Origin of the sequence: Halopseudomonas xinjiangensis, assembly GCF_900104945.1 — a bacterium.
GTDB classification, from domain to species: Bacteria; Pseudomonadota; Gammaproteobacteria; order Pseudomonadales; family Pseudomonadaceae; genus Halopseudomonas; species Halopseudomonas xinjiangensis.
This window is the reverse complement of sequence record NZ_LT629736.1, coordinates 2,630,001-2,655,867: the sequence shown is the minus strand read 5'-3', so window position 1 is coordinate 2,655,867 and position 25,867 is coordinate 2,630,001. Positions and strand designations below refer to the sequence as shown.

General features: G+C 61.0%; 25 protein-coding genes (1 of these 25 running past the window's edge). 11 read left to right on the top strand and 14 right to left on the bottom strand.

Annotated elements, in window-relative coordinates; all coding sequences use genetic code 11:
• Positions 1–13: 13 nt before the first annotated feature.
• From panC to dksA, 9 genes are all read right to left on the bottom strand, one after another.
• Entirely contained in the window at positions 14–865 is an 852-nt protein-coding gene (panC, locus tag BLT85_RS12330; protein WP_093395215.1) for a pantoate--beta-alanine ligase, read from the bottom strand.
• Positions 866–868: 3 nt separating this feature from the next.
• Positions 869–1,663, bottom strand: a complete 795-nt coding sequence (panB, locus tag BLT85_RS12325) for a 3-methyl-2-oxobutanoate hydroxymethyltransferase (protein ID WP_093395213.1) — start codon at positions 1,661–1,663, stop codon at positions 869–871.
• A 97-nt stretch (positions 1,664–1,760) separates the two neighbouring features.
• Complete coding sequence (gene folK, locus BLT85_RS12320; RefSeq protein WP_093395211.1) at positions 1,761–2,264, bottom strand: 2-amino-4-hydroxy-6-hydroxymethyldihydropteridine diphosphokinase; 504 nt, start codon at positions 2,262–2,264, stop codon at positions 1,761–1,763.
• Positions 2,264–3,640 (bottom strand): polynucleotide adenylyltransferase PcnB, encoded by a 1,377-nt coding sequence (locus tag BLT85_RS12315; protein ID WP_093395209.1) that lies wholly within the window; start codon positions 3,638–3,640, stop codon positions 2,264–2,266. The genes folK and BLT85_RS12315 overlap by 1 nt, the downstream gene beginning before the upstream one ends.
• Before the next feature lie 757 nt (positions 3,641–4,397).
• Positions 4,398–5,819, bottom strand: a complete 1,422-nt coding sequence (locus BLT85_RS12310; RefSeq protein WP_093395206.1) for a sigma-54-dependent transcriptional regulator — start codon at positions 5,817–5,819, stop codon at positions 4,398–4,400.
• A 25-nt stretch (positions 5,820–5,844) separates the two neighbouring features.
• The gene (locus BLT85_RS12305; RefSeq protein WP_093395203.1) at positions 5,845–8,787 is read right to left on the bottom strand and encodes a sensor histidine kinase; all 2,943 of its coding nucleotides are present in this window, start codon (positions 8,785–8,787) and stop codon (positions 5,845–5,847) included.
• Positions 8,777–8,953 carry a hypothetical protein gene (locus tag BLT85_RS12300; RefSeq protein WP_093395200.1) on the bottom strand — a complete coding sequence of 59 codons (177 nt, stop codon included), beginning with the start codon at positions 8,951–8,953 and terminating at the stop codon, positions 8,777–8,779. The genes BLT85_RS12305 and BLT85_RS12300 overlap by 11 nt, the downstream gene beginning before the upstream one ends.
• Positions 8,954–9,057: 104 nt before the next feature.
• A complete protein-coding gene (gluQRS, locus tag BLT85_RS12295) occupies positions 9,058–9,945 on the bottom strand; it encodes a tRNA glutamyl-Q(34) synthetase GluQRS (protein WP_093395197.1) in 888 nt (295 codons plus the stop codon).
• 62 nt (positions 9,946–10,007) lie between these two features.
• Entirely contained in the window at positions 10,008–10,448 is a 441-nt protein-coding gene (gene dksA / locus BLT85_RS12290) for an RNA polymerase-binding protein DksA (protein WP_093395194.1), read from the bottom strand.
• A 223-nt stretch (positions 10,449–10,671) separates the two neighbouring features.
• Here dksA and BLT85_RS12285 point away from each other — a divergent pair, with 223 nt between their 5' ends.
• Entirely contained in the window at positions 10,672–11,850 is a 1,179-nt protein-coding gene (locus BLT85_RS12285; protein WP_093395191.1) for a pyridoxal phosphate-dependent aminotransferase, read from the top strand.
• Positions 11,850–12,551, top strand: coding sequence for a DNA/RNA nuclease SfsA (gene sfsA, locus BLT85_RS12280; protein WP_093397733.1), 702 nt, complete (start codon positions 11,850–11,852; stop codon positions 12,549–12,551). Before BLT85_RS12285 ends, sfsA begins: the two co-directional genes overlap by 1 nt.
• 6 nt (positions 12,552–12,557) lie before the next feature.
• Here sfsA and BLT85_RS12275 read toward each other — a convergent pair whose 3' ends face one another.
• The gene (locus tag BLT85_RS12275) at positions 12,558–12,896 is read right to left on the bottom strand and encodes a Rieske (2Fe-2S) protein (RefSeq protein WP_093395188.1); all 339 of its coding nucleotides are present in this window, start codon (positions 12,894–12,896) and stop codon (positions 12,558–12,560) included.
• 86 nt (positions 12,897–12,982) lie between these two features.
• Between BLT85_RS12275 and BLT85_RS12270 the strand changes: the two genes are divergently transcribed.
• The 3 genes from BLT85_RS12270 to BLT85_RS12260 are packed head-to-tail and all read left to right on the top strand — an operon-like array spanning position 12,983 to position 15,639.
• A complete protein-coding gene (locus BLT85_RS12270; RefSeq protein ID WP_093395185.1) occupies positions 12,983–14,020 on the top strand; it encodes a FecCD family ABC transporter permease in 1,038 nt (345 codons plus the stop codon).
• Positions 14,013–14,774, top strand: a complete 762-nt coding sequence (locus BLT85_RS12265; protein ID WP_093395182.1) for a heme ABC transporter ATP-binding protein — start codon at positions 14,013–14,015, stop codon at positions 14,772–14,774. Before BLT85_RS12270 ends, BLT85_RS12265 begins: the two co-directional genes overlap by 8 nt.
• 7 nt (positions 14,775–14,781) lie before the next feature.
• A complete protein-coding gene (locus BLT85_RS12260) occupies positions 14,782–15,639 on the top strand; it encodes a ChaN family lipoprotein (RefSeq protein ID WP_093395179.1) in 858 nt (285 codons plus the stop codon).
• Positions 15,640–15,798: 159 nt separating this feature from the next.
• On the opposite strand, the gene BLT85_RS12255 is transcribed toward BLT85_RS12260, so the two are convergent.
• The 3 genes from BLT85_RS12255 to BLT85_RS12245 all read right to left on the bottom strand — a co-directional run bounded on the left by BLT85_RS12255 (position 15,799) and on the right by BLT85_RS12245 (position 18,768).
• On the bottom strand, positions 15,799–16,596 hold the full coding sequence (locus BLT85_RS12255) for a cyclic nucleotide-binding domain-containing protein (protein WP_093395177.1): 798 nt from the start codon (positions 16,594–16,596) through the stop codon (positions 15,799–15,801).
• A 178-nt stretch (positions 16,597–16,774) separates the two neighbouring features.
• Positions 16,775–17,050 carry a TfoX/Sxy family protein gene (locus BLT85_RS12250; RefSeq protein ID WP_093395175.1) on the bottom strand — a complete coding sequence of 92 codons (276 nt, stop codon included), beginning with the start codon at positions 17,048–17,050 and terminating at the stop codon, positions 16,775–16,777.
• 173 nt (positions 17,051–17,223) lie between these two features.
• Entirely contained in the window at positions 17,224–18,768 is a 1,545-nt protein-coding gene (locus BLT85_RS12245) for a bifunctional aminoglycoside phosphotransferase/ATP-binding protein (protein ID WP_093395172.1), read from the bottom strand.
• A 122-nt stretch (positions 18,769–18,890) separates the two neighbouring features.
• Here BLT85_RS12245 and mrcB point away from each other — a divergent pair, with 122 nt between their 5' ends.
• The 3 genes from mrcB to BLT85_RS12230 are packed head-to-tail and all read left to right on the top strand — an operon-like array spanning position 18,891 to position 22,232.
• Positions 18,891–21,215: a penicillin-binding protein 1B gene (gene mrcB / locus BLT85_RS12240; protein WP_093395170.1), complete on the top strand. Its 2,325-nt coding sequence runs from the start codon at positions 18,891–18,893 to the stop codon at positions 21,213–21,215.
• Positions 21,216–21,234: 19 nt separating this feature from the next.
• A complete protein-coding gene (locus BLT85_RS12235) occupies positions 21,235–21,903 on the top strand; it encodes a tetratricopeptide repeat protein (RefSeq protein WP_093395167.1) in 669 nt (222 codons plus the stop codon).
• Complete coding sequence (locus BLT85_RS12230) at positions 21,900–22,232, top strand: YqcC family protein (RefSeq protein ID WP_231701476.1); 333 nt, start codon at positions 21,900–21,902, stop codon at positions 22,230–22,232. Before BLT85_RS12235 ends, BLT85_RS12230 begins: the two co-directional genes overlap by 4 nt.
• Positions 22,233–22,239: 7 nt before the next feature.
• On the opposite strand, the gene BLT85_RS12225 is transcribed toward BLT85_RS12230, so the two are convergent.
• Complete coding sequence (locus BLT85_RS12225) at positions 22,240–22,671, bottom strand: DUF4124 domain-containing protein (RefSeq protein ID WP_093395164.1); 432 nt, start codon at positions 22,669–22,671, stop codon at positions 22,240–22,242.
• 433 nt (positions 22,672–23,104) lie between these two features.
• Here BLT85_RS12225 and BLT85_RS12220 point away from each other — a divergent pair, with 433 nt between their 5' ends.
• The 3 genes in view from BLT85_RS12220 to ilvC are tightly spaced (at most 48 nt apart) and all read left to right on the top strand, a layout consistent with a single transcriptional unit that may run on beyond the window.
• Positions 23,105–24,829, top strand: coding sequence for an acetolactate synthase 3 large subunit (locus tag BLT85_RS12220; RefSeq protein ID WP_093395161.1), 1,725 nt, complete (start codon positions 23,105–23,107; stop codon positions 24,827–24,829).
• 1 nt (position 24,830) lies between these two features.
• Positions 24,831–25,322, top strand: a complete 492-nt coding sequence (ilvN, locus tag BLT85_RS12215; protein WP_093395159.1) for an acetolactate synthase small subunit — start codon at positions 24,831–24,833, stop codon at positions 25,320–25,322.
• 48 nt (positions 25,323–25,370) lie between these two features.
• Positions 25,371–25,867, top strand: the 5' portion of a protein-coding gene (gene ilvC / locus BLT85_RS12210; RefSeq protein WP_093395156.1) for a ketol-acid reductoisomerase. It continues 520 nt past the right edge of the window; the window shows 497 of its 1,017 coding nt (coding positions 1–497); it begins with the start codon at positions 25,371–25,373; the stop codon falls past the right edge of the window.

Genomic DNA, 25,867 nt, shown 5'->3' with positions numbered 1-25,867 from the left:
CTTCCGCGACAGGTCAGGCGAGGTCGAAACAGAGATTGTCGATCAGGCGGGTCTTGCCCAGGAAGGCAGCAGCCAGGACCACCATGTGTCGCGTGGTCTGGTCGACGGGTTGCAGTGAGTTGGCGTCGCGCAGGTCCAGATAATCGGGACGCATCCCGACCTGAACGAGTGTCGCGCGCGCCTGTTCTATGACCTCCGGAAAATCCCGTCGACCGGCCTGGATGTCAGCCGCCACCTGGCGCAGCGTCTGATAGAGCCGCGGCGCCACCTGCCGCTCGGCGGCGGTCAGGTAACCGTTACGTGACGACAGCGCCAGGCCATCTTCGGCACGCACGGTAGGCTCGCCCATGATCTGAATCGGCAGGCACAGGTCCAGCGCCATCTTGCGAATCACTGCCAGCTGCTGGTAGTCCTTTTGCCCGAAGATGGCCAGGTCCGGCTGGACGATATTGAACAGCTTGGATACCACCGTGGATACGCCATTGAAATGACCCGGTCGGCTGGCGCCGCACAAGCCTTCGGACACGACTGGTACGCTGACGATGGTGTGGCCTTGCATGCCCTCGGGATACATCTCGTTGACACTGGGCGCGAATACCAGATGTGCCCCGGCCTCGAGCAGCTTGGCCTGATCGTCTGAAAGCGTACGGGGGTAGCTGTCCAGATCTTCGTTCGGGCCGAACTGCAACGGATTGACGAAGATGGTGACGACCACGTAATCGGTGCGCTGGAGCGCTTTTTCGACCAGCGCCACATGTCCGGCGTGCAGGTTGCCCATGGTGGGTACCAGGCCAATCCGCTTGCCTTCTTCACGGGCACGGCCAACAGCTGCGCGAAGCTGCGCAATGGTATGCAGGGTATTCATCGATCAGAACTCGTGTTCGGCCGAGGGGAATTCGACGCGCTTGACCGCTTCGACATAGGCGCGTACAGCCGACTGGACGTCGGGCTGACCAGCCATGAAATTCTTCACGAAGCGCGGCAGGCGGCCGCTGATGGACAATCCGAGCAGGTCGTGGACGACCAGCACCTGTCCGTCGGTATCGCTCCCGGCGCCGATGCCAATGACGGGCACCTGCACCGAGCGGGTGACTTCCGCACCCAGTTCGCTGGGTACGCACTCCAGCAGCAGCATGGCAGCGCCCGCCGCTTCGAGCTTGCGCGCATCATCCAGCAGGGCTTTCGCCTGGGCCTCGTCGCGACCCTGAACCTTGTAACCGCCGAGTACGTTGACTGTCTGCGGCGTGAGCCCCAGGTGTGCGCAAACCGGGATGCCGTTGCGCGTCAGGGTGGTGACGGTGTCCGCCAGCCATCCGCCGCCCTCTAGCTTGACCATGTGTGCACCGGCCTGCATCAATGCGGTGCTGCTCGATACAGCCTGTTCGAGTGTTGCGTAACTCATGAACGGCAGGTCGGCCATGATCAGCGCGCCCCGGTTGCCGCGCTTCACGGACCGGGTGTGGTAGACCATGTCATCGACAGTAACCGGGAGGGTACTGTCGTGGCCTTGCAGCACCATGCCCAGCGAATCGCCGATGAGGATCACCTCGACGCCGGCCTGACACTCCAGGTGCGCGAAGGTGGCGTCATAGGCAGTCAGGCAGACGATCTTTTCACCGCTCTGCTTTAGCTTGTTCAGCGTAGTCAGGGTTACATCAGGCATGGCAGCTTCCAATGGTTGCACAAGGGGCGGGCTCTTCGAAAAAAGCCGCCTCGCATAACGTCAGTTGGTTGTTTGGACTGCAACGGAGGATCATGATTCAGCCTCGGCCCACGGCGTCGACAAGACGTTCCAGTCCCGCGCGCGGGCAGCGTTCGAGCAACGCGCTGAGTGGTGTTCCGTCAGGCATCACCAGCTCCGGAGCGAGCTCCGCGAGAGGATACAGCACGAAAGCACGATGATGCATGTGGTAGTGAGGCACCGTGAGGCGGGGCGTGTCGACGATCTGATCGCCGAACAACAGAATATCCAGATCCAGCGAGCGAGGCCCCCAGCGTTCGGCCTTGCGGACTCGTCCCTGGGCACGCTCGATATCCTGCAGATGGTCCAGTAGCGACTCGGCTTCCAGAGCGGTGTGCAACGAGACCACCGCGTTCAGATAATCGGGCTGTTCCGCTGGCCCCAGCGGCGGGCTGCGGTACAGACTCGATACCGCCTGTAGCTCGGTGCGTGGTACCCGGTCGAGCGCGCACAATGCCTCACGGATTTGTGCTTCGGGCTCGGCGAGATTGCTGCCAAGTCCGACGAAACACCGCAGGCTCATCAGTCGCCCTGCGTGCGCGGCTTGCGGCGCCGGCGAGTCCGGGGCCGCTTGGCACTGCCGGGCTTGTCTGCGCTCAATTCGCGGATCATCTTGCGGCGCTGCTCCTCGCCGGCGTCCTGATACAGCGTCCACCAGCGACCCAGTCCATCGGTCTGCTCGCCAGCCGCTTCGCGCAACAGCAGGAAGTCATACGCTGCACGGAATCGCGGATGCTCGAGCATCTGATCGGCACGCCGGCCGGAGCGCCGCTCCAGTCGTGGCTGCAAATCCCAGATCTCGCGGAGCGGAATACTGAAACGCTTGGGTATGGCGGTGTGGCGGCATTGCTCGGCGAGCAACTCCTGCGCTGCCTGCTGCTGCGCCGGTATCGTCGGAATGCCACGCTCTTCCAGCTCTGCCAATCGCTGCGGCAGGGCCGGCCAGAGCAGCGCGGCAAACAGAAATGCCGGCGTGACCGGACGACCTTCGTTGACCCGTTCATCGGTGTTACGCAGAGCCTGGCGTATCAGCTTGAGCGCGTATTCGGGATTCTGTTCGATGGCTTCGTCGCTATCGGGAAACAGCGGTCCGAACAGATCGTACTTGAGCAACAGGTCGAAGGTGCGTTCACCCTGGCCGCTCATGAGCAACTTGAGCACCTCGTCGAACAGCCGCGCTGCCGGGATGTCGTGCAGCAGGTCAGCCATCTCGCGAATCGGGGCCGCGCTATGCTGCTCGATATCGAAATCCAGCTTGGCCGCGAAACGCACCGCACGCAACATGCGAACCGGGTCTTCCGAGTAACGCTGAACGGGGTCGCCGATCAAGCGTACCTGGCGGTTGCGAATGTCATGCAGACCGTTGGCGAAGTCGTGGATCTGGCCGCTGCTGACGTTGTAGTACAGCGCGTTGATGGTGAAGTCGCGACGCTGCGCGTCTTCTTCCAGTGTCCCATAGACGTTATCGCGAAGCAGCCTGCCGGATTCACTCTGACGGGACTGTTCGCTGACCGTGCCTTCGTCGCTATCGTCACCATGGCTGGCACGGAAGGTGGCGACCTCTATTATTTCGCGGCCAAAGTGCACATGAACCAGTTTGAAGCGGCGGCCAATCAGGCGTGCGTTGCGGAACGTCGCGCGGACTTCTTCCGGCGTCGCGCTGGTCGCGACGTCGAAGTCTTTTGGCGTGAGATCGAGTAAAAGGTCGCGAACGCAACCGCCCACCGCGAAGGCTTCGAAGCCGGCCTGTTGCAGACGCTCGACGACATTGACGGCATTTCGGCTGAGCCGCTCGCGGCGCAATGTGTGCTGGCTGGCCGGAATGATCGCAGGCGTGGTTCGGCGATGGGCGGCACGCCCGAAAGGATAGGGAATTTTCTGTAGTAACTTTCGAATCATAGAAGCAGGCGTTCCACCGGCAGTGCCCGTCATATCCACGGGATACAGGACCATGGCGAGTCTGGCAGATCACTGTGCGAAGATAGGCGCGGAGACGCTGAAGTGACAAGCTGTCTCAAACAGTGCTGCCTGTAATAAAGGCGACCATTCTAGCCTGAACGCGCGGGAAATTGTAATAAAGGAGGGGGAAAGCTCAAGGGGAGTAGTTACTCCCCCTAATGGCGTTGTTTTTTATTGTTGTTCTCTGTCGAGCTATTGTTGTTGTTAGGCAAGGCGACAATGTCGCCTGTATCGACCCATCCCGGGTTTTCAACAACAAACGGATTGCTTTGGAAGCTTAGGTATCAGGCAGTGCCTTGTGAGCTCGGACGCGTCGGGTTGCTTTGGCAACTTTTATTCTTATTCATGTCCGCGAACATTGCTGTCCGACTGTCGACCCATTCTCCAAAAAAATCAGTTTGCTACGCTTGCACGGTTTTATTTTTATTGTGTGTGAAGCCGATATTATTTTTGTTATTCGTTTCTTGGTTTTTATTGTTGTTGTACCAGATATAAAGCATTTGCCGTGCCAACAATTGAAAATCTTTGTTTTTCAATGACTTGAGAAAAACCGGCAGGATGTGGGTCGGGTAGCTGGTGGGGATTCGTTACCGTTCGCCCCGTCCAGGTGTTACGCCTCGCTTCCGGAGGGTAACAGTTTGCCTCGAACGGAGCGGTAACACCGGTAACAGAGCGGGCGGTAACGCCACGGCGGCGATCAGGAGTTGGCGGTTTTCTTGCGTGGGATGCCCAGACGCTGGCGTCTTTCCCATAGACATTTACGGCTGATGCCGAGCTTGTTCGCCAGTTCGGTCTCGGTCATGTGTTCCTGGTGCTCGAGAACGAAATGCTGGAAGTAGTCCTCAAGCGACAGATCCTCGGTCGGCTCCTGGCTTTCGCTATTTGGGTGGCGCATGGTTTCCAGGGCGCTGGCCGCCTCGGAAGCGCGCTCGTATTCCGCGTCCACGTCAATGCCCAGCAGATCGAGCGAAATCTCTGACTCGTCGCACAGGATCGCGGCGCGCTCGATCGCGTTTTCCAGTTCGCGTACGTTGCCTGGCCAAGGGTAGCGGCGGATTGCGGCAACTGCTTGGCGGTTGAAATGCAGATCGTCGATGTTCATGTTCCCGCCGGCGCGCTGGAGCAGGGCTTCAGCGATCAACATCACGTCTTCGCCGCGTTCGCGCAGCGGCGGCAGCCGAAGTTCGATGACATTCAATCGATAATAAAGGTCTTCGCGAAACAGGCCTTGGCGCGCCAAGGTCTTCAGATCACGGTGCGTGGCCGCGACCAGACGCACATCGACGCGGTGCGACTGCACCGAACCGACCCGGCGAATCTCGCCTTCCTGCAGCACACGCAGCAACCGGGCCTGCGCTTCCAGCGGGAGCTCGCCGATTTCATCGAGAAACAGGGTGCCGCCGTCGGCCGCCTCGACCAGCCCGGTCCGACCGGCCGTGGCCCCGGTAAAGGCGCCTTTTTCGTGGCCGAACAACTCCGACTCAATGAGCGTTTCGGGAATCGCGGCGCAGTTGACCGAAATCAAGGGAGCCTTGGTACGCCGGGAATTCTGATGCAGTGCGCGGGCAACGAGCTCCTTGCCTGTGCCCGATTCACCCTGGATGAGCACGGTCGAGTCGGTCGGCGCGACCTTGTTGATGCGCTTGAAAAGTGTCTGCATCGCCGGACTGGAGCCGATGATCCCCATGTCGCTGCCGGTGGCGGGCTGACCGGCACCTGTCGCTTCAGGTTTTGCTGCCGGAGCGGCCGGCGCCTGGCTGCGCCGCTTGCTGTGATCCTGGATGATCCGCGCTACCGCCTGGAGCATTTCGTCGTGGTCGAAGGGCTTGGCAATATAGTCCACGGCGCCGAGCTTCATCGAATCGACCGCCGAGCGCAGGCTCGCATAGCTGGTCATGATCAGAACTGGAGTGTCCGGCGCCTTGCGTATCAGTTCGGTACCCGGCTCGCCGGGCAGACGCAGATCGCTAATGATGAGATCGAAATCCCCCAGCGTGAAACGCTCGACCGCTTCGTGCACCGAACCCGCTTCGCTAACCTGGTATTGGTGGCGCTCCAGCAGCCGTCGGAGTGCCGAACGGATGATGGCTTCGTCTTCAACAACCAGAATGTGTGACATAGCTACCTCGTGCGGCGGCGACTGTTCAGGTCGCAACGCCGTTACCTATTGCGCTGTAGCGGGGAAGAGTGATGGTAAAGCGTGTTCCCCGCATGGTTGCCTGATCGACCGGGCTATCTACGGTGATCTGGCCATAATGCTCTTCGATAATCGAGTAAACCAGTGCCAATCCGAGCCCGGTACCTGTCCCTGGCTCCTTGGTGGTGAAAAACGGCTCGAACAGACGGTCCATGATTTCGCGGTCGATACCGCTGCCCTGATCTTCGACCAGAAGGAGCACGCGGTGCTCGTCCTCCCGCGTCGATACCGTGATGGTATCGCCATTACTACTGGCATCCCGGGCGTTGCCGAGCAGATTGATCAGTACCTGCACGAGCCGCTGGCTGTCGCCAGAGACCAGATGGTCCGGGTCGCAAAGGTTAACATATCTGACCTCGGGGCCTTTGCGATTGAGTGACAGCAAATGTATCGCTTCACCCGCGCAGGCCTGCATATCGACTTCTTCGTTGGCGTTGTTGTGCCGGCTGCCGACGTGAGCGAAGTTGACCATCGATTGCACGATACGCGACACCCGCCGCGTCTGCTCAAGCACCTGTTCGGCCATCTCCTTGAACTCCGGCTGATCCGACTCCTCGCGAAGATTCTGCGCCAGGCAGGCAATGCCGGTAATCGGGTTGCCGATTTCATGCGCGACGCCAGCGGCCAGGCGGCCGATCGATGCGAGGCGTTCGGAGTGGATCAGTTCGTCTTCGAGCATCTGCGTCTCGGTCTGATCTTCGATCAGCAGGACCAGGCCGCTGCCCACATTGCCCGGCTCGTCGATGGCTGCCTTGTGCAGGTTCAGCCAGTGCGTGCGACCGTCAACCATCAGCTTCTGCTTGTGCAGGTGCGCCGACTGGTCTTCCACAAAACGCTCCAGCAGCTCGTTCCACGGTGCCGGCAGATTAGCCAGGCGCGAACCGATCACGCTGTCGGCGACGATGCCGGTGAGTGACTGCATGGCGCGGTTCCACATCAGCACTTCGTTGTCCTTGGCCAGCGAGCAGACGCCCATCGGCAGATCCTGCAGGGTCTGGCGGTGATAGCGGCGCAGTGCATCCAGTTCGGCAGCCAGACCGGTCAGCCGCGAATGATAGTCTTCCAGCCGGTTTTCGATGAAGTGGATGTCCTGCGTGACGTAACCCTCACGGCCGAGCTTGAAAGGCAGGAAGGTTTCGATGATCTCCTGGGCCACGGCCGGTCCCATCAGGCCGGACAGGTTGGCCTCGAGCCGGTCACGAAGTCGGCGCAGGGCGTAGGGGCGGCGTTCATCGAACGGCAGCTTAAGGTCGCGCAATGCCTGCTCGACTTCCTGTTGGGCCGTCTTGTTGCCCAGAGGCTTGGCCAGTTGCTGGGCGAATTCCTGCGGAGAATTGGCGACCAGCTCCATGCGCTGGGTGCGGCTGACGTTGTCCACCGAACAGGCTTCTGCCGCGCCGCGCTCTTCGCTGGAGCGCTGGGTGAAAAGCGACACCAGTGTGAGCACGATGATATTCGCTGCCAGCGAGGCGATTGCCGCCACGTGCCAGGTGTCCTCATTGAAACTCAGCGAAATCCCGAACAGCTGCAGGCTGCTGGTCTCCGTCACCAGCGGCAACAGCAAAGTAACTGCCCAAACCGTCATACCGGCAATCAAACCGCCAATGAAACCGCGCCGATTGGCCTGCGGCCAGTACAGCACCGACAGCGCACCGGGAAGAAATTGCACCGTAGCGACAAACGAGGCGATGCCAAGGTTGGCCAGATCCTGTTCGGCGCCGAGCAACCGGTAAAAGCCGTAGCTGGCCAGAATGATCGCCGCGATCAGGCTACGCCGGGTCCAGCGCAGCCAGCGGTAGATATTGTTATCAGCGCTCGGCTGATAAACCGGGAGCACCAGATGATTCAGCACCATCCCCGACAATGCGAGGGTCACCACGATGATCAGTCCGCTGGCTGCCGAGAGACCGCCGACATACGCCAGCAGCGTCAGCCAGTCGGCTCCGGCTGCCACGCCGAGGCCCAGGGTGAAGTACTCGGGATTGGTCGACACGTTCAGATGCAGGCCTGCCCACATGATCGGCGGGACGGCCAGGCTCATCAGTAGCAGGAATAACGGCAGGCCCCAGCTCGCGGTGGCCATTGCCCGGGGATTGAGGTTCTCGGTAAAGGCCATGTGGTACATGTGTGGCATGACGATCGCCGCAGCGAAAAACACCAGCAGGAGCGTGCGCCACGGGCCTTCCTGAAGCGGCGTGTGCAGCGTACGCAATGCCTGCTGATTGTTGTTCAGCCACAGCTCAAGGCTGGCCGGACCGTCGAATACGCCGTACAGCGCGTATAGCCCGATGGCGCCAATCGAGATCAGTTTGACCAGGGACTCGAAGGCGATGGCGATCACCAGCCCCTCGTGTTTCTCTCGAGTGGAGATATGCCGGGCGCCGAACAGGATGGCGAACAGGATGATGAGAATACAGAAGCCGAAGGCGATCGAATGCTGGGTCGGGTCGCGGGTGAGGATCTGAACCGAGTCGGCGACCGCCTGAATCTGCAGTGCGAGCAGCGGCAGCACGCCAATCAGCATGAACAGGGTGGTCAGGGTGCCCGCCCAGGTGCTGCGAAAGCGAAAGGCGAACAGGTCGGCGAGCGAGGACAACTGATAGGTTCGGGTAATGCGCAGGATTTGGTTGAGCAACACCGGCGCCAGCAGAAACGCCCCGCAGATCCCTAGATAGTAGGTGAGAAAGCCATAGCCGTACTGATAGGCCAGGCCTACTGTGCCGTAGAACGCCCACGCACTGGCATAGACGCCCAGCGATAGCGTATACACCGCAGGATGGCGCAGCAGCGCCTGCGGCAGCAGGCCACGCTCGGTGACCCAGGCTACGCCGAACAGGGCTAGCAGATAGATGACGCTGGTAGCGACCAACAGCCCCAGGTCAAAGCTCATCGGCGTCTCGCGGACTCTGCAGCAGGATGCCGGCAATGATCAGGATTAGCCAGAGCACGTAGGGCCGGTACCAGGCTCCCTGTGGCTCGATCCACCAGTCCATGATTGCCGGAGAGAACAGGTAGATACCGATGACCAGCAGCAGTACCAGTCGGTAGATATACATGGCATTTCCGTATCGTATGAGGGCGGACCCGGGCGCAGTCGCCTTGGCGACGCCGCCCGACCCGCTGTGCCCCGATGGTAATCAGGCGCAGCGTGCTTGCCAAGCTAGATGCTGTCTTCAAGGATGTGGGCTGTCGCAGGAATGGCTTCAACCCGCCAGTTGGCAATGGCCCACGCGAGCAATTCCTTCACGCCTGCTCCGTGCAGGCTGCGAGGCGGTGCCTGCCGCAATGCAGCCAGCGCGCGCCAGAGCGTTATCGCGGTACGCTGCGGCTCGAGAGGAGCCGAGCCCAGCCGTTTGCTGAGCTTTTCGCCATCGGGTCGCATGATCAGCGGGACATGCAAGTACGCCGGTAGCGCCTCCCCCAGCAAATGGTACAACCAGATCTGCCGAGGGGTTGAGTCGAGCAGATCGGCGCCGCGCACCACATCGGTCACGCCCTGGGCGATGTCATCGGCTACCACAGCCAGTTGATACGCGATGACTCCGTCGCGGCGACGTACTGCTATGTCGCCGACCTCGTCCTGCAGGCTCTGCGAGACAGGCCCCTGGAGCCGGTCGACGAAGCCTAACGGTTCAGCGGGTACCCGCACCCGTATGGCGCGATCGCCCGCTGCAACCAGCCCGCGGCTGGCGCAGGTCCCCGGGTAGACGCCGCCGTACGCGGCTATCTGCTGGCGCGAACAGTCGCAATGGTAGGCTTTACCTTCGACCAGCCAGCTTGCGAGGATGGATTCGTATCGTTCGATCCGCTGGCTCTGATAGACGATCTCCCCGTCCCATTCCAGCCCGTAACATTCCAGCGTGCGGAGGATGTGCTCGGTGGCGCCGGATACCACGCGCGGTTGATCCAGATCCTCGACACGTACCAGCCAGACGCCCCGCTGGTGGCGGGCGTCAAGAAAGCTCGCGAGTGCCGCGACAAGGGAGCCGAAGTGAAGGTGACCGCTGGGAGTGGGAGCGAAACGTCCAACGTAAGGCTGGGCATGCATGGCAGCTTGGCCTCGGGAGGAAAGGAGGGCGACGAAGATTTCGCCGCCGGGAGCAGGTGCGATCAGCCGCCGATCTGCCGTTCCTTGATTTCAGCGAGTGTCTTGCAGTCGATGCACAGGGTTGCTGTCGGCCGCGCTTCAAGACGACGAATGCCAATCTCCACGCCGCATGAGTCGCAGAAGCCGTAATCGTCTTCTTCGATCCGCTGCAGAGTCTGGTCGATCTTCTTGATCAGCTTGCGCTCACGGTCACGCGCGCGTAGCTCGAGGCTGAACTCTTCTTCCTGGCTGGCGCGGTCGGCCGGGTCGGGGAAGTTGGCGGCTTCGTCCTGCATGTGATGCACGGTACGGTCGACCTCTTCCATCAACTCCTTTTTCCAGTTGTTGAGGATGTTGGCGAAGTGCTCGAGCTGACGCTCGTTCATGTACTCTTCACCTTTCTGTTCCTTGTAGGGAACAAAACCGCGCAGCATTGAACTTTTTTCTTTGGCATTGCTGGGCATAGAACCGCCTCACTATGTGCTCATCATCCTTTGCCAGGCGCCACCGCATCTGACCTTGGGCATGCGGCCCGGTGGCCCGCAAGCCGGCAAAACTACCAGAACCTTTATCGCGGCGCTACTGTTTGCCGCCAGAAGCGCCGGTGGGACTGTCAAGGGGTGTGAATTTGGCACGTTCAGCGTACCCAGACGGTATGATCCGTCCTTTTGCCGGACCGGAGTCGACATGCAGCATTATCAACGGGCCGCCCGTGCGCGGGACATCGAACCCTTTCATGTGATGGCGGTACTGGCCCGGGCGCGAGCCCTCGAAGCGCAGGGTCACGACGTGATCCATATGGAAATCGGCGAGCCGGATTTCACCACGCCCGGGCCGATCGTGCGCGCCGGTCAGGCTGCGCTGGCGGCGGGCAAGACCGGCTATACGCCGGCGCTTGGGCTTCCCGCCCTGCGCGAAGCGATCGCCGGCTGGTACGCCCGGCAATATGCTGTGAATGTCGATCCTCGCCGGGTGGTGGTCACTCCCGGTGGGTCAGCGGCACTGTTGCTGGTCAGCGCCCTGCTGGTGGACCCTGGCAAGCGGGTGATGATGGCCGACCCCGGCTACCCGTGTAATCGACATTTCCTGCGTCTGGTCGAAGGCGCTGCCGAGTTGGTTCCGGTCGGCCCGGAAACCGGCTACCAGCTGACACCTGAGTTGATCGAGCGGCACTGGAATGACGCCTGCGTCGCGGTGATGGCGGCTTCGCCAGCCAACCCCACCGGGACTCTGCTCGATCGTCAGCAACTGGCCGAGCTGGCTGCTACCACGCGTCGCAAGGGCGGGCATCTGATCGTCGATGAGATTTATCATGGTCTCACCTACGACTGCCAGGCTTCTTCGGCGCTGGAAGTCGATCCCGATGCGTTCGTGCTGAACAGTTTCTCCAAGTATTTCGGCATGACCGGCTGGCGGCTCGGCTGGCTGATCGCTCCGGAAGCAGCCGTGCCAGACCTCGAACGGCTCGCGCAGAATCTGTATATCTGCGCTCCGCACATGGCTCAGCAGGCAGCGCTCGACGCGTTCAGAGAAGACACGCTGGCGATCTGCGAAGCCCGCCGGGAGGCGTTCGGCATGCGGCGCGACTTTCTCCTGCCCAGCTTGCGCGAGCTTGGTCTGCATATCCCTGTGACGCCGCAAGGCGCCTTCTATTTATACGCAGACACCAGCGTCCTGGGTGGCGACAGTGCGCAGTTGTGCCGTCATCTGATCGAAACCCGGCACGTGGCGGTGACGCCTGGCCTGGATTTCGGTCATTACCGCGCCGATCAGCATGTCCGGTTCGCCTATACCACCTCGCTGGAGAATCTGGAGCGAGGCGTCGAGCGCTTGCAGCAGGGGCTCGAGACATGGCGCGGATGTTGATTCCATTCGAGGTGCCGCTCCTCCCGGGACGGCTGGTCAAACGCTACAAACGGTTCTTTGCCGATGTCGCGCTTGACGACGGTCGAGAGGTGACCGTTCATTGTCCGAACACCGGCTCCATGCTGCGCTGCGGAGCGCCTGGCAGCCGGGTCTGGGTCAGCCTGCAAGATCGACCGGGTCGCAAACTGCCCGGCACTTGGGAGCTGGTCGAAACGGACGATGGAGCGCTGGCCTGCGTACATAGTGCCCGCGCCAACAAGGTGGTCGCCGCGTCGTTGAAGGCCGGGCTGATCGAGCCACTGGCGAGCTATGCAGTGCAGCGTGCAGAAGTCTGTCTGGAACGGGGAAAGAGCCGCTTCGATTTCCTGCTGAGCGAGCCTGGCGAATGCGTGGTGGAGGTCAAGAGCGTGACCCTAGGCATGGGCGCGGGGGAGGGCGCTTTTCCTGACGCGGTGAGCGTGCGCGGGCAGAAGCATCTCCTTGAGCTCATGGATATCGCCGACTCGGGGCGACGCGCCTGCCTGCTGTTCTGCGTCATGCATAGCGGGATAGATCACGTGCGGCCAGCTGATGAGATCGATCCCGCCTACGGGCGGGTATTACGCCAGGCGATCGACAGGGGCGTGGAGGTCATCGCCTGCTCGGTATGGCCTACGCCTCTGGGGCTGGAAGTCCGCGGTCAGTTGCCGGTGCGGGCATGATCAGTTTCAGTCCAGCCAGAGCAGGCCGTCTTTCACGTGGCTGTCGCGCCTGATCAGGTGCTGGCCTGCACAGGGCCCGCTCACGCATTCGCCGGTGTCGGGCAGAAACAGCGCGCCGTGGGTAGCGCACTGAATCAAACGCCCGGAGCTGTCGAGAAACTGGTCCGGAACCCATTCAAGGGGAATGCCTCGATGAGGACAGCGATTGACGAAGACCTGCGCGTTCGCGCCCTGCCGTACCACCAGCAGCGATTCCCCAGCGTGCACGACGCCGCGGCTACCGGGGTCGGCGAGATCATCGAGGCGGCAGAGCGCGACGGGTTGGGGTTTGGGAGAGGTTGGCATGAGCAGATTATCTGCTTATACGTGGTGCTTTGCCAATTGGGCGCAACGTGTCGGCGGGACTTGAAGGGCAGGCGGCGGAGTCACGCATGAAGCGGCCTGAAATAGTGATCGGACTACTCATCATAGTGCTGCTGCTGAGCATGCTCGCTTCGTTGGCCAGTGGTGCGGTATCCATCGCGCCAGCGGACGTCGTCCAGGCGCTCTTCGCCTGGACTGGCCAGTCTGACGTTGCGGCGACCGAGCAGATGATTGTCGAGCAGATTCGGCTGCCGCGTACCCTGATGGGCGCCATAATCGGCGCGACGCTCGGGCTTACCGGCGCAGCCATGCAGGGGTTGTTTCGCAATCCCTTGGCTGACCCGGGCCTCATCGGCGTCTCGGGCGGAGCGGCACTGGGCGCGGCGCTGATAATCGTCCTTGGCAGCGGTTTGGTCGCCGTGCTGCCTGGAGGCCTGGAACCGTATCTGACGGCACTTGGCGCGTTCGTCGGTGGCGTCCTCAGCACCGTGCTGGTCTATCGGCTGGGTAGATCTTTGCATGGGGGTTCGGTGGCCAACATGCTGTTGGCAGGCGTGGCGATCACCACCCTGAGCGGCGCGCTGATCGGGTTGCTCGGTTATCTGGCCGATAACGCCATGCTGCGCACCCTGACGTTCTGGAACATGGGCACGCTGGCGCACGCCAGTTACGAGCGTGTCGCGATGCTGGCAATCTGTTGCGCACTGGTCTGGTGGCGACTGCCGCGTCGAGCGAAGGCACTCAACGCGCTGCTGCTAGGCGAATCGGAAGCGCACCATCTCGGGGTCCCGGTCGAGCGGCTGAAGTTCGAGCTGATCGTGCTGACTGCGCTAGGTGTCGCGGCCAGCGTCGCTGCAGCCGGCTTGATCGGCTTCGTCGGGCTTATGGTGCCGCACTTCGCCCGGTTGATGTTCGGTCCTGATCATCGCCGGGTACTACCGGCTTCGATGTTGATCGGGGCATCGTTGTTGCTGTTCGCCGATATCGCCGCGCGCCTGCTGCTGCTGCCTGCAGAGTTGCCGTTGGGTATCCTCACCGCCGTGATTGGCGCACCATTCTTCCTGGCCTTGCTGGTGCGGATGCGCGCAGGGGCCGGCCATGATTGAAGTCGTCGCTCTGACAGTGCTCCGCAGCGGTAGGCAAGTGCTGAGCAATGTCTCGTTTTCGCTCAGGGCCGGAGAGGTACTGGCAGTACTGGGGGGCAATGGTTCGGGCAAGAGCAGCTTGCTCGCGACCCTGGCCGGCGACATTCGGCCGGCTTCGGGCGAGTTGCGGCTCGATGACCAGGCACTCGGACGTGTGCCGCCCGCCGTCCGGGCGTGTCGACTGGCAATGCTGCCGCAGGCATCCACCCTGGCGTTCAGCTTCCGCGCCCGGGAGGTCGTAGCGCTCGGACGATTGCCGCACCGCAGTGGCGCCGCTGTGGACCGTGAAATCGTTGCAGCGGCTATGGTTCAGGCCGACGCTTTGCATCTGGCGGAACGCAACTATCTGCATCTGTCCGGCGGCGAGCAGCAGCGCATCCATCTGGCCCGGGTGCTGGCGCAAATCTGGGACGCACCACAGCCTTGCCTCTTGATGGACGAGCCGACCGCTGCGCTGGATATCGCCCATCAGCATTTGACGCTTGAGGCCGCACGTAGGGTGGCTCAGCGGGGCGGGGTGGCGCTGGTGGCCTTGCATGATCTGAATCTCGCTGCGCGCTATGCTGATCAGGTGCTGCTGCTCGATCAGGGCCGTGTCGCAGCGCTGGGAACGCCTTGGGAAGTGTTGCAGGCCGATCGCATCAGGGACGTGTACGGCGTCCGCGTCCAGGTGCAGACGCATCCAACACTCGACTGTCCGCTGATCATCACATGAGGACATCATGAAACGAGCATTCTACGTATTGGCCCTGTGTCTGGCCCCGTTACTCGCTATGGCTGAGCTGCCACCCTGGACCGCTCCGGAGCAGCGCGACCACCCACGGCTCGGTCAAATCCTGGAAACGCGCGCTGGAGCGTGGATCGACCCGGTAGAGCTCGTCGATCGGCTGGCCTCCGCGCCCTATGTAGTAGTTGGCGAGAAACACGACAATCCTGATCATCACGCTCTGCAGCAATGGCTTCTTGAGCAGCTGCATGCGCGGCGCCCACAACAGTCGCTGCTTCTGGAAATGCTTGTTCCAGCGCAAGAGGCGAAGATCGGAGATGTACGTGCCGAGCCAGATCAGATGGACGATCAGACGCTGCAGCGTCGGCTGGATTGGGACGCAGGCTGGCCATGGGCGCTGTACGGCGAGCTGCTGCGCTGGGGGCTGCGCGAGCCGCAACGATTGCTTCCGGCGAATCTCGGCCGCGATGAGATCCTCGAGCTTTACCGCGGTGAAGCCCCGCCAATGCCGGAGTACGACGAGGACACTCGCAGTTTTCTCCAGCGGACCATCGTCGACGCGCACTGCGGCAAACTGCCGCCAGAACAGGTGTCTTCGATGCTCGCGATTCAGTACGCACGAGACCAACGTATGGCCGCTTCGTTGAGCGATGCGCCGGCTCCGGCGCTGTTGATCGCCGGCAGTTTTCACGCTCGTCGGGATCTCGGGGTAGCCCTGCATTGGCCTGAGGATAAAACTCTGGCGGTCATCATGCTGGCAGAGGCGGGCGGCGAGCTGCCGTCGGCGAAGCAGGCGGACTATGTCTGGGTGACGCCGGCGATGCCGGAAGAGGATTATTGCGAGGGTTGGTAACGGGCAAAAAAATGGCCCGCTCAGTGAGCGGGCCTAATCCGTGATTAGCCTGATGAGGAGATAACCGCTTGCCTCGCGACAATCCGTTATCCAAGCCATCTCGCGATGACTTGTGTTAATAGTAATCGTTATCATTTGCATGTCAAGGCAATCGACCGATTATTTTTGCGCCAGTTGCTTGTAGTGCGTCAGTTCCTTGTTCATCAGGTCGATCCGGCGAGCCATGCTTTCGATAAGGCTGTGGGCAATTCGCGGATTGCTCTGCATCAGAGCGAGGAACTGGTCTTTGGGGATCATCATGACGGTAGTGGGTGTGCTGGCGATCACTGTCGCGGAGCGCTTCTCTCTGGTGAACAGCGCCATGGCGCCAAAAATCTCGTCCTTTTGCACGTCGCCGACCTTGATGCCTTCGACGAACGCTTCAGCGTGACCTTCGGTAATGATGAACACGTGATCGGCTTCGTCACCTTGGCGGATCAGCTCGACCCCCGGGGCAAAATGCTGGAAGCCGGTGACAGGCCGGATCTCGGCCGGCTTGTTGTGAGCCAGCGCATCGGACATCAGCGCCGCCTGGCCGAGGATATACTGGGTGAACTGCTCCTGGCGCTGGCTGTTAGCGTGAATGTGCTTGAACAGCGCTTCCCGATCATAAGGGATCAACTCCAACGGTTCATCGCTGGTGTACACGCAGGGCGCGGTGTTCAGCCCCTGGCGGAGTCCGATCAGATCGCCTTCCTGCATGTAGAACAGCGGCTTGCCTTCGATCAGTGCATGAAGCAGTCCGGTCTTGAGCAGATACAGACGGGTGCTGCTGATCGTTGCATAGAGATCATCGACTGAATCCAGCTGCAACAGCTTGTCACAGGGCTCGAGGCCATCCAGCAACTGCTCGGGGATGCGTTGCAGTGTGCTGATCAGTTTTTCCGCGTAGGGGGGCTGGTCACCTAAAAGGTACATATCCTGAATTCCTTTTGAATTGTCCTGATTCACCCTGGCGCAAGCCGAGCTTGGCGCAGCCTGCTGGGAGGCTTCGGCGACCTGCATACAATACTGCAGTGCGGCTGGTTCCCGCCAACGGAAAATGTAGCGCCTGCCAACCTCGCACAACGATTCTCGTCGAGTGTGATCTGCGTCACTATCCGCTGCGTTGGAGCTGCTCCTGGCTCTGCAATTGTGTCAGCAGTTCGGCCTTGTATCGGGGATCAAGATCATTCCAGTGAACATCCTGCAAAGCACCAGCGATCGCGAACATCAGCGACTTCGAGGCCCGAAAGCCGCGGGCGCGTACCGCGCAATAGGCACCTACGGGGCCCCGTCGCTGCAGTTCCGCGCGGCTGTGAATGCCGGTGGCGTGCAACCACTGTGCTGAGGTTTTGCCGAGGTTTCGCAATTCGAGGAGTTCATCACTCATGAGCACCTCGCGCGCAGCGGGCGAGGGGCTGCGGACCGGCGTGCAAGGCCGCAATGACGGAGCGCCGGCGAGTCAGCCGGCTGGTGATAAGTTGGCACATGGTCGGGCTTCTTTTTATTGGTTCCCGGAGCCAGTGTAGTGTCCAGCGACTGTTCCGTACAGTCGCTGGAAAGTTACAGCTTCCTGCGCAGGTCGATGAGCAGCTTTCCAACGCTATCGGGCCGGTCAGTACGTACTTCCAGACAGCAGCTTTGTTCGTCGGCCGTAAATGGCTCGAACTGTTCCAGCTGCGCTTTCACCACGTCAATATCGGCGTCGGAGGGGTCGCTGCCTTCGGTCTGCCGTTCGTTGATCCAGGATTCGATAACCTCGATCGGCGCCTGGCAGTGCAGCATCAGGCAAGGTGCTCCCTGAAGTTCTACACGGTCGCGCATCGCATGGCGCTGCCCGGCCTTGAGGTGGGTCGCGTCGATAATGACCGGATAACCGGCGGCAAGAATGGTCGAGGTCAGCGTGCCGAGGCGGTCATAGGTCTGCTCGGTTGCGCTGGCGGAGTAAAGGTCTGGTACTGCCGCAGGCTTACCGTCGCCGAACAGACGCTTGCGTTCGACATCCGAGCGCAGGCGGATGGCGCCAAACTCATCGACCAGGGCTGCGGAGAGCGTACTTTTGCCCGAGCCTGATACGCCGACGGTCAGCAGGCCAAAACGTTGCGGAATATTGGTATAGCGCTCGGCCAGGTGAGCGTAGCCACGGTAGCGCTGCATGGTCTGTTCGCGCTCGACGTCGCTGACTCCCGGCTGGGTCAGCCGAAGCAATGCCACCTTCGCCCGTACCATGGCACGATAGGCTTTGTAGTAATCCAGCACCAGCAACCCGGCATAGTCGCCGGTCTGTTCGAGGTAGGCGTTGACGAAGCGCTGCGACAGTCCGCGCAGACCTCGATCTTCCAGGTCCATGGCCATGAACGCCACATCACTCATCACGTCGATCCAGCGAAACGCTTCATTGAACTCGATGCAGTCGAAGAGCGTCACTTCGCCGTCCACCAGGGTCACGTTGTCCAGATAGATGTCGCCGTGACATTCGCGAACGAATCCTTCCGATTTACGTTGTGCCAGTTGGGGAATCAGTCTCTCGAAGGTAGTATGCGCCCACAGTTCGAGCTGCTCGAGTTGTTCCAGATCCCCGGCATCGCTCAGTAGCGGGCGAATCTGCTCGAAATTCTGAGCGACCGGGGCATGAAGCTGATCTGGTGCGCCCCATGACGATTCAACCGGGGCGCGATTGACCTGGCTGTGGAACGCCGCCAGTTTGGCTGCGAGGCTGTCGATATGCTGGGGTTGCAGCTTACCGGCTCGCTGTTTATTGCCGAGCAGGTCATCCTGGCGAAACTGGCGGGTCTTGACCAGGTACTCGATGATCGGTCCATCGCCGCTCAGGGATGGCTCCGACTCGCTGCCCCGGACCGGCACCACGCCGAGGTAGAGTTCGGGCGCAAGGCGACGGTTGAGTCGGACCTCTTCTTCGCAGAAATGGGCACGGCGATCGAGCGTGGAATAATCGATGAACCCGAAGTCGACCGGCTTCTTGATCTTGTACACGTAATCGCCGGTCAGCAGCACCCAGGATATATGGGTTTCCATCACAGTGAATCCGGTCACCGGGTGATCGAACAGAGCAGGGTCTTGCAGTGCGTTCAACAGGGTCTGGCTCACGGTGTATCCTTGCTTGGGCTGGCAATCCGGGCATTATGAAGCCTGGCAGCCGCCAGGCCAACCTCACCCCGGAGCCGGTCAACTGAGCCGCGGGCGAAACGTCAGGAATCATGTAGGACATTATGGGAAAGAAACGCAAGGTACGTGCCCGCAAGTCTGGCTTCTGGAAACGCTCGCGCGGATGGCTGATCAAGCTCGGGCTGGTTGCTCTGGTACTGCTGACCGGTCTGGTGATCTATCTGGATGCGGTGGTGCAAGAAAAGTTCTCAGGCAAGCGCTGGGCCGTGCCGGCCAAAGTATTTGCGCGTCCGCTTGAACTGTACGCAGGCCAGAATCTGAGTCGTGACGACTTCGTCACTGAACTCACGGCGCTCGGCTACCGCTCGGTCAGCAGCGTGCGCGCGCCGGGTCAGATGGCGGTTGGCGGCGGTCGAGTGGATGTGCACACGCGCGGCTTCCATTTTTACGAAGGCGTCGAGCCGGCGCAGCGCATCAGTGTACGGTTCGACGGCCAGCGCGTCGCGGCGCTGGATGGCAGCGGTGATCTGGTCATGGCCAGACTTGAGCCGTTGATGATTGGCGGCATCTACCCCGCGCATAACGAAGACCGGATTCTCATTCGCCTGGACCAGACTCCGCCGTATCTTGTCGAAGCGCTGGTGGCGGTAGAGGATCGCGAGTTCTTCCAGCATTTCGGGGTGTCGCCGAAAGGCATAGCGCGGGCGGCCTACGTCAACCTGACGGCAGGGGACGTGGTGCAGGGCGGCAGCACGCTGACCCAGCAGCTTGTGAAGAACTTCTATCTGACCAACGAGCGCAGCCTGGTGCGCAAGGCGCGCGAAGCGATCATGGCGATCCTTCTGGAGCTTCACTATTCCAAGGAGGAAATTCTCGAGGCCTACCTGAACGAAGTCTTCCTCGGACAGGATGGCAATCGCGCCGTGCATGGCTTCGGTCTGGCGAGCCAGTACTACTTCGGCCAGCCATTCCAGGAGCTGGAGGTGCATCAGGTCGCGCTCTTGGTCGGCATGGTCAAGGGTCCTTCGTACTACAACCCTCGGCGCCATCCCGAACGGGCGAAAACACGCCGGGATCTGGTGCTGCAGATGCTTGCCGAGCAGGGCATGATCAGTGAACAGCAAGCCCAGCAGGCCCAGGCTCGGCCACTGGACGTCGCCGCTCGCGGAACCATGGCCAATACCAATTATCCGGCGTTCATGGACCTGATCAAGCGCCAGTTGCGCGACGACTATCGTGACGAGGACCTGACTAGCGAGGGCTTGCGCATCTTCACCAGCTTCGACCCGCTATTGCAGCGCAAGGCAGAGGAGTCCGTGGTAGGCACACTCAAACGGATCGGGCCGGCTACCAAGGACGTGCCGCTCGAAGGTGCGATGGTCGTCACCAGCTCGCAAACTGGCGAGGTGCTCGCCCTGGTCGGTGGCAGCAACCCGCGCTTCACCGGTTTCAACCGAGCCCTGGACGCATCGCGTCCGATCGGTTCGCTGGTCAAGCCAGCTATCTACCTGACCGCGCTGGAGCAGCCGGCGAAGTACTCACTGATCACGCCGATCGATGATTCGCCGATTACGATCGACGCTGAGCCGGGCGTGAAGTGGACACCGCAAAATTATGATCGGCAAAGCCATGGGCTGGTCCCGCTTCATGAGGCCCTCAGTCGTTCCTACAATCAGGCAGCGGTCCGTCTGGGTATCGAAGTAGGCGTGCCGCAGGTATTGCGCACGGTCGAGCGCATGGGCGTGCAGCATGGCTGGCCGGCTTATCCCGCGATGCTGCTGGGGTCCGGAGCGATGACGCCGATGCAGGTGACGGATATGTACCAGACACTGGCGAACGGTGGTTTCAGCACGCGGTTGCGGGCCATCCGCAACGTGCTTGCCACGGATGGGGAGCCGCTCAAGCGCTACCCGTTCGAAGTGCAGCAGCGGTTCGACTCGGCCTCTATCTATCTGATTCGCGAAGCGATGATGCGGGTCATGACCGAAGGCACCGGGCGATCGGCCTATAATTACATCCCCTCGGATATACGCGTGGCCGGCAAGACAGGAACGACCAACAATTTGCGGGACAGCTGGTTCGCCGGTTTTTCCGACGATCTGCTGGCAGTCGCCTGGATAGGTCGTGACGATAATGGTCAAACGCGTCTTACGGGGGCTACCGGAGCGCTACAGGTGTGGGCAGCTTTCATGGGACAGGCGCATCCGCAGTCGCTGTCGACCGCACGGCCTGAAGGCGTCGAGCTGGCATGGGTCGATCCTTCTACTGGAGAAGGCAGCGACCCGAGTTGTGACGGCAGTGTCCAGGTCGCGTTTCGAGCGGGTTATGCGCCGTTGCCCGGCCCGGGTTGCAGATCGCTGATCGATACCGAAGCAGTTAAAGAAGGGGCCAACCGGGTGATGGACACGATTCGCGGCTGGCTTGAGTGACATGACGAGGAAGATGAACATGGATTGCAGACGAATCGCGGCATTGGCTGGTTTGATGATGACCATGGCCGGTTGCGCAGGTACTGGTGGTTCGGTTCCGGTGACGGACGCCGGCAGGGCGGTCTCCAATGAGGAGCTGCGGGTCGGCGCCGGCCGCACGCCTCAGCAGCAACCCAGTCCGGCTCAGTCCCGGCCCGCCGACGGCGGTGTCGTCGTGATGGTGCCTGACGAGGCCGGTGGCTCGCGTGCGATCGAGTCCTACCCGCTCGACTCGCAGCCACCGCTTCGTGAGGGCAATGCGCCTCAGGTGCCTGCTGGCGCGCCGAGCCAGCCGCAATCCGGAGGTTTGCAGGCAGACGAGCAGCTGGATGGCCCGGTCTTGGCGTTGCTCACGGTTGCCCGCGAGCAGGAAGGGCGCGGGGATCTGGGTAGTGCTTCGGCGAGCCTGGAGCGGGCAATGCGGATTGCTCCACGCGAGCCGCAGGTGCTCTACCGGCTGGCGCAGGTAAGGCTGTCGCAAGGCGACGCCGCGCAGGCTGAACAGCTGGCGCAGCGTGGCTTGAGCTACGCTGCGGGGCGCCCGACATTGCAGGCTGGACTATGGGAGCTGATCGCTCAGGCACGAGAGCGTCAGGGTAATGCGGCAGGTGCTGCCGAAGCTCGCCAACGTGCCCGGGTCACTTCGTGATAGATCGTACCTGGCACGAACTGGCCGATGCCATTCTGTCGCTTGAGCAGGAACTGCGAATGGCGGCGATGTGGCAGGGTGATTCCCCTTCGGCGCAGCAGTTGTCGAGCAGCGCTCCCTTCTGCGTCGATACGCTCAGCTTCGATCAGTGGTTGCAATGGATCTTCATCCCGCGAATGGTCGAGATCATCGAGCAAGGCGAGGGAATGCCTGGCGCCTGCAACATCCAGCCTATGGGCGAAGAAGCCTTCGCCCATCTGGGTCGGCAGCGATACCGGTTGATCGAGGTGCTTGGCGATATCGACCGGTTGGCCTCGCGACTGGCCTGACGCTCGGTCAGTCGTTCTGGCAGTAGGTCGCGAGGTTCTGCTTCGCTTCGGCGATCATTGTCTGCCGCTCTTCTTCCCCGATTCGCTCAACCTCGCCAGCCTCGTTCTTGCGGCTCAGGCGCGGATTGTTGCTCAGGGTCACGAGATTCTCGCGAAGCTTGGCGCAGGTGTCCTGTCGTTTGGCTTCCTGTTCCCTTTTGCTCGCGTTCTCGTCTGCGGGCGCAGGTTCGCTCTTCTCTGTCACTGGCTGCGCGGCGCTGCGGATTTGAGCGCCCGGAGAAGGCGCCGCACGAATGTCCACGCGCTGATAAGCACGATCCGCCGGCGGATGCTGACCGAACTGACGTCCACCTTTGTCATCTGTCCATTGGTACATGGTTTCGGCTATGCCGTGCGTGGCCGACAGCGTCAGTGTCAGCGCGATGATTAATCTGTACATGGTGTCCCCGTCCCTGTTTCGGGCGTCCGATGGCTGAAGTGGACCTACTATATCGAAACGGCGCGTTGCCGGTATACGGCGCTGCGGGGCCTGCAGAGCAAGTCATGCTTTTGTCTAACTCGCTTGACTTGTCTTGTCCGAGTGTAAACAATTCGGGGTTCACAAAAGCCCGCTGTCGTCGGAGCCCACACGGCATCCGAGGTAGCCAGCTTTGTTGCTCACTCCAGGAGGCGAGACCCCGCCCACTCCTGGCCTGGCACCCGCACGCGCTACCTCGCGCTGGGTGAGGCGGTTCCGGTAACCCGTGGAACTCAGCCTCCGATGCACGTAGTCAAGCTGATGCATGGCGACCACCGTTGCCAATGCTCTGCCGAGCAGTAAACAGGTACTCTGCTGCCCGCCAGGCGGGTGGCATGCTAGAGGTGATTCAAAAGTGGAGCTTTTATCCGGCGCTGAGATGGTCGTCCGCTCACTGCGTGACGAAGGGGTTAAATATATCTACGGGTACCCGGGCGGTGCCCTTCTGCACATCTATGATGCGATCTTCCGCCAGGACGACGTCGTGCATATTCTGGTGCGTCACGAGCAGGCTGCGGCGCACATGGCTGACGGTTACGCGCGTGCGTCCGGTAAAGCCGGCGTCGTGCTGGTGACGTCGGGTCCGGGCGCGACGAATACCGTGACCGGGATCGCGACCGCCTACATGGATTCCATTCCCATGGTGGTCATTTCCGGCCAGGTACCTAGTACTGCGGTTGGCACCGATGCGTTTCAGGAAACCGACATGGTCGGCGTTTCCCGTCCTATCGTGAAACACAGCTTTATCATCAAGGATCCGCGCGAAATTCCGGAAGTCATCAAGAAGGCTTTCTATATCGCGGAGACCGGTCGACCCGGTCCGGTAGTCATCGACATCCCCAAAGATATGACCAATCCGGCGGAGAAGTTCGAGTACAGCTACCCGAAGAAGGTCAAGCTGCGCTCGTACAACCCTGCCGTGCGCGGTCACTCCGGTCAGATTCGCAAAGCATTGGATCTCATTGCCGAGGCCAAGCGCCCGATCATTTATGCGGGCGGCGGCGTCATCCTTGGGCAGGCTGCGGCACAACTTACGGATCTGGGCCGGGAGCTTGGCGTACCTGTTACCAACACGCTGATGGGTCTGGGTGGATTCCCAGGGACTGATCCGCAGTACGTCGGGTGGCTGGGTATGCATGGCAGCTATGTGGCCAACGTCGCGATGCATCATAGCGACGTCATTCTGGCTGTCGGAGCACGTTTCGATGACCGGGTAATCAACGGCGCGAGCAAGTTCTGCCCGAACGCCAAGATCATTCATATCGACATCGATCCGGCTTCGATCTCGAAGACCATCCGTGCCGATGTGCCGATTGTAGGCCCGGTCGACAATGTTCTCACCGAGATGCTCGCCACCTGTCGGGAGTTCCAGCTGCGTCCTTCCAAGGAAGCGTTGAGCAGTTGGTGGAAGCAGATCGAGGAATGGCGCGGTAGTCGCGGTCTGTTCTCGTATGACAAGGGCGACGGTTCGATCATCAAGCCGCAGTCGGTTATCGAAACGCTGTACGAAGTCACTCGGGGCGACGCATACGTCACTTCGGACGTCGGTCAGCATCAGATGTTTGCCGCCCAGTACTATCCGTTCGAGAAGCCCAATCGCTGGATCAATTCCGGTGGTCTCGGCACCATGGGCTTTGGTCTGCCGGCTGCCATGGGCGTCCAGCTCCACTATCCCGATTCGCAAGTTGCCTGCGTCACGGGCGAAGGCAGCATCCAGATGAACATCCAGGAGTTGTCGACCTGTCTGCAGTATGACCTGCCGGTCAAGATCATCTGCCTGAACAACCAGGCCCTCGGCATGGTTCGGCAATGGCAGGATATGCAATACAGCAGTCGCTACTCGCATTCGTACATGGAATCGCTGCCTGATTTCATCCAGCTTGCCAACGCTTACGGTCATGTTGGGATGAGAATCGAAAAGCTTGAGGACCTCAAGCCGGCGATGGAAGAAGCGTTCGCCAATCGAAAGCGCCTCGTATTCATGGACATTCGCGTCGATGAAAGCGAGCACGTCTATCCGATGCAGATCAAGGACGGTTCGATGCGTGACATGTGGCTGAGCAAGACGGAGCGCACCTGATATGAGACACATCATTTCCGTACTTCTGGAAAACGAACCAGGTGCCCTGTCTCGTGTCGTGGGGTTGTTCTCCCAGCGCAACTACAACATCGAGACGCTGACCGTGGCGCCGACCGAAGATCCGACGCTGTCGCGCTTGACTCTGACCACAATCGGCCAGGACGAAGTCATCGAGCAGATCACCAAGAATCTGAACAAGCTAATCGAGGTGGTCAAGCTGGTGAATCTGTCCGAGGGCGCACACGTTGAGCGCGAGTTGATGCTGGTGAAAATCAAAGCTACCGGCGCCCAACGCGCCGAGGTCAAGCGCACCACCGACATCTTCCGTGGCCAGATCGTTGACGTCACCAGCAGTGTTTATACCGTGCAGCTCGCCGGCACGTCGGACAAGCTCGACAGCTTCATCGAAGCGATCGGGCCGACGACAGTGCTCGAGGTTGTCCGTACCGGGGTTTCAGGCATCGCGCGTGGCGAGAAGGTCCTGAGTATTTAATCTGCCAGCACGGGCCCGGGTGGGCCCGCACAGTAACAGGGGAATTACATGCACGTTTATTACGATAAAGATTGCGACCTGAGCCTCATCCAGAGCAAGAAAGTAGCCGTTATCGGTTACGGCTCGCAGGGCCATGCTCACGCCTGCAACCTGAAAGACTCCGGCGTAGATGTCACCGTTGGCCTGCGCCCGGGTTCGTCATCCGTTGCCAAGGCGGAAAACCATGGTCTGAAGGTCAGTGACGTGCCGGCAGCTGTCGCCGCCGCTGACGTCGTCATGATCCTGACTCCGGACGAGTTCCAGTCGCAGTTGTACAGGGATGAGATCGAGCCGAACCTGAAGCAGGGCGCCACGCTGGCATTCGCTCACGGTTTCGCGATCCACTACAACCAGATCGTGCCGCGCAAGGATCTCGACGTGATCATGATCGCGCCGAAGGCGCCGGGTCACACCGTTCGTTCCGAGTTCGTCAAGGGTGGCGGTATTCCCGACCTGATTGCAATCTTCCAGGACGCGTCCGGCAATGCCAAGAATCTGGCCCTTTC

What these genes read in the sequence shown, in the direction of transcription:
- panC (WP_093395215.1), bottom strand. Translation starts at nt 865, where the DNA reads ATGAATACCCTGCATACCATTGCGCAGCTTCGCGCAGCTGTTGGCCGT.
- panB (WP_093395213.1), bottom strand. Translation starts at nt 1,663, where the DNA reads ATGCCTGATGTAACCCTGACTACGCTGAACAAGCTAAAGCAGAGCGGT.
- folK (WP_093395211.1), bottom strand. Translation starts at nt 2,264, where the DNA reads ATGAGCCTGCGGTGTTTCGTCGGACTTGGCAGCAATCTCGCCGAGCCC.
- BLT85_RS12315 (WP_093395209.1), bottom strand. Translation starts at nt 3,640, where the DNA reads ATGATTCGAAAGTTACTACAGAAAATTCCCTATCCTTTCGGGCGTGCC.
- BLT85_RS12310 (WP_093395206.1), bottom strand. Translation starts at nt 5,819, where the DNA reads ATGTCACACATTCTGGTTGTTGAAGACGAAGCCATCATCCGTTCGGCA.
- BLT85_RS12305 (WP_093395203.1), bottom strand. Translation starts at nt 8,787, where the DNA reads ATGAGCTTTGACCTGGGGCTGTTGGTCGCTACCAGCGTCATCTATCTG.
- BLT85_RS12300 (WP_093395200.1), bottom strand. Translation starts at nt 8,953, where the DNA reads ATGTATATCTACCGACTGGTACTGCTGCTGGTCATCGGTATCTACCTG.
- gluQRS (WP_093395197.1), bottom strand. Translation starts at nt 9,945, where the DNA reads ATGCATGCCCAGCCTTACGTTGGACGTTTCGCTCCCACTCCCAGCGGT.
- dksA (WP_093395194.1), bottom strand. Translation starts at nt 10,448, where the DNA reads ATGCCCAGCAATGCCAAAGAAAAAAGTTCAATGCTGCGCGGTTTTGTT.
- BLT85_RS12285 (WP_093395191.1), top strand. Translation starts at nt 10,672, where the DNA reads ATGCAGCATTATCAACGGGCCGCCCGTGCGCGGGACATCGAACCCTTT.
- BLT85_RS12275 (WP_093395188.1), bottom strand. Translation starts at nt 12,896, where the DNA reads ATGCCAACCTCTCCCAAACCCCAACCCGTCGCGCTCTGCCGCCTCGAT.
- BLT85_RS12270 (WP_093395185.1), top strand. Translation starts at nt 12,983, where the DNA reads ATGAAGCGGCCTGAAATAGTGATCGGACTACTCATCATAGTGCTGCTG.
- BLT85_RS12265 (WP_093395182.1), top strand. Translation starts at nt 14,013, where the DNA reads ATGATTGAAGTCGTCGCTCTGACAGTGCTCCGCAGCGGTAGGCAAGTG.
- BLT85_RS12260 (WP_093395179.1), top strand. Translation starts at nt 14,782, where the DNA reads ATGAAACGAGCATTCTACGTATTGGCCCTGTGTCTGGCCCCGTTACTC.
- BLT85_RS12255 (WP_093395177.1), bottom strand. Translation starts at nt 16,596, where the DNA reads ATGTACCTTTTAGGTGACCAGCCCCCCTACGCGGAAAAACTGATCAGC.
- BLT85_RS12250 (WP_093395175.1), bottom strand. Translation starts at nt 17,050, where the DNA reads ATGAGTGATGAACTCCTCGAATTGCGAAACCTCGGCAAAACCTCAGCA.
- mrcB (WP_093395170.1), top strand. Translation starts at nt 18,891, where the DNA reads ATGGGAAAGAAACGCAAGGTACGTGCCCGCAAGTCTGGCTTCTGGAAA.
- BLT85_RS12235 (WP_093395167.1), top strand. Translation starts at nt 21,235, where the DNA reads ATGGATTGCAGACGAATCGCGGCATTGGCTGGTTTGATGATGACCATG.
- BLT85_RS12225 (WP_093395164.1), bottom strand. Translation starts at nt 22,671, where the DNA reads ATGTACAGATTAATCATCGCGCTGACACTGACGCTGTCGGCCACGCAC.
- ilvN (WP_093395159.1), top strand. Translation starts at nt 24,831, where the DNA reads ATGAGACACATCATTTCCGTACTTCTGGAAAACGAACCAGGTGCCCTG.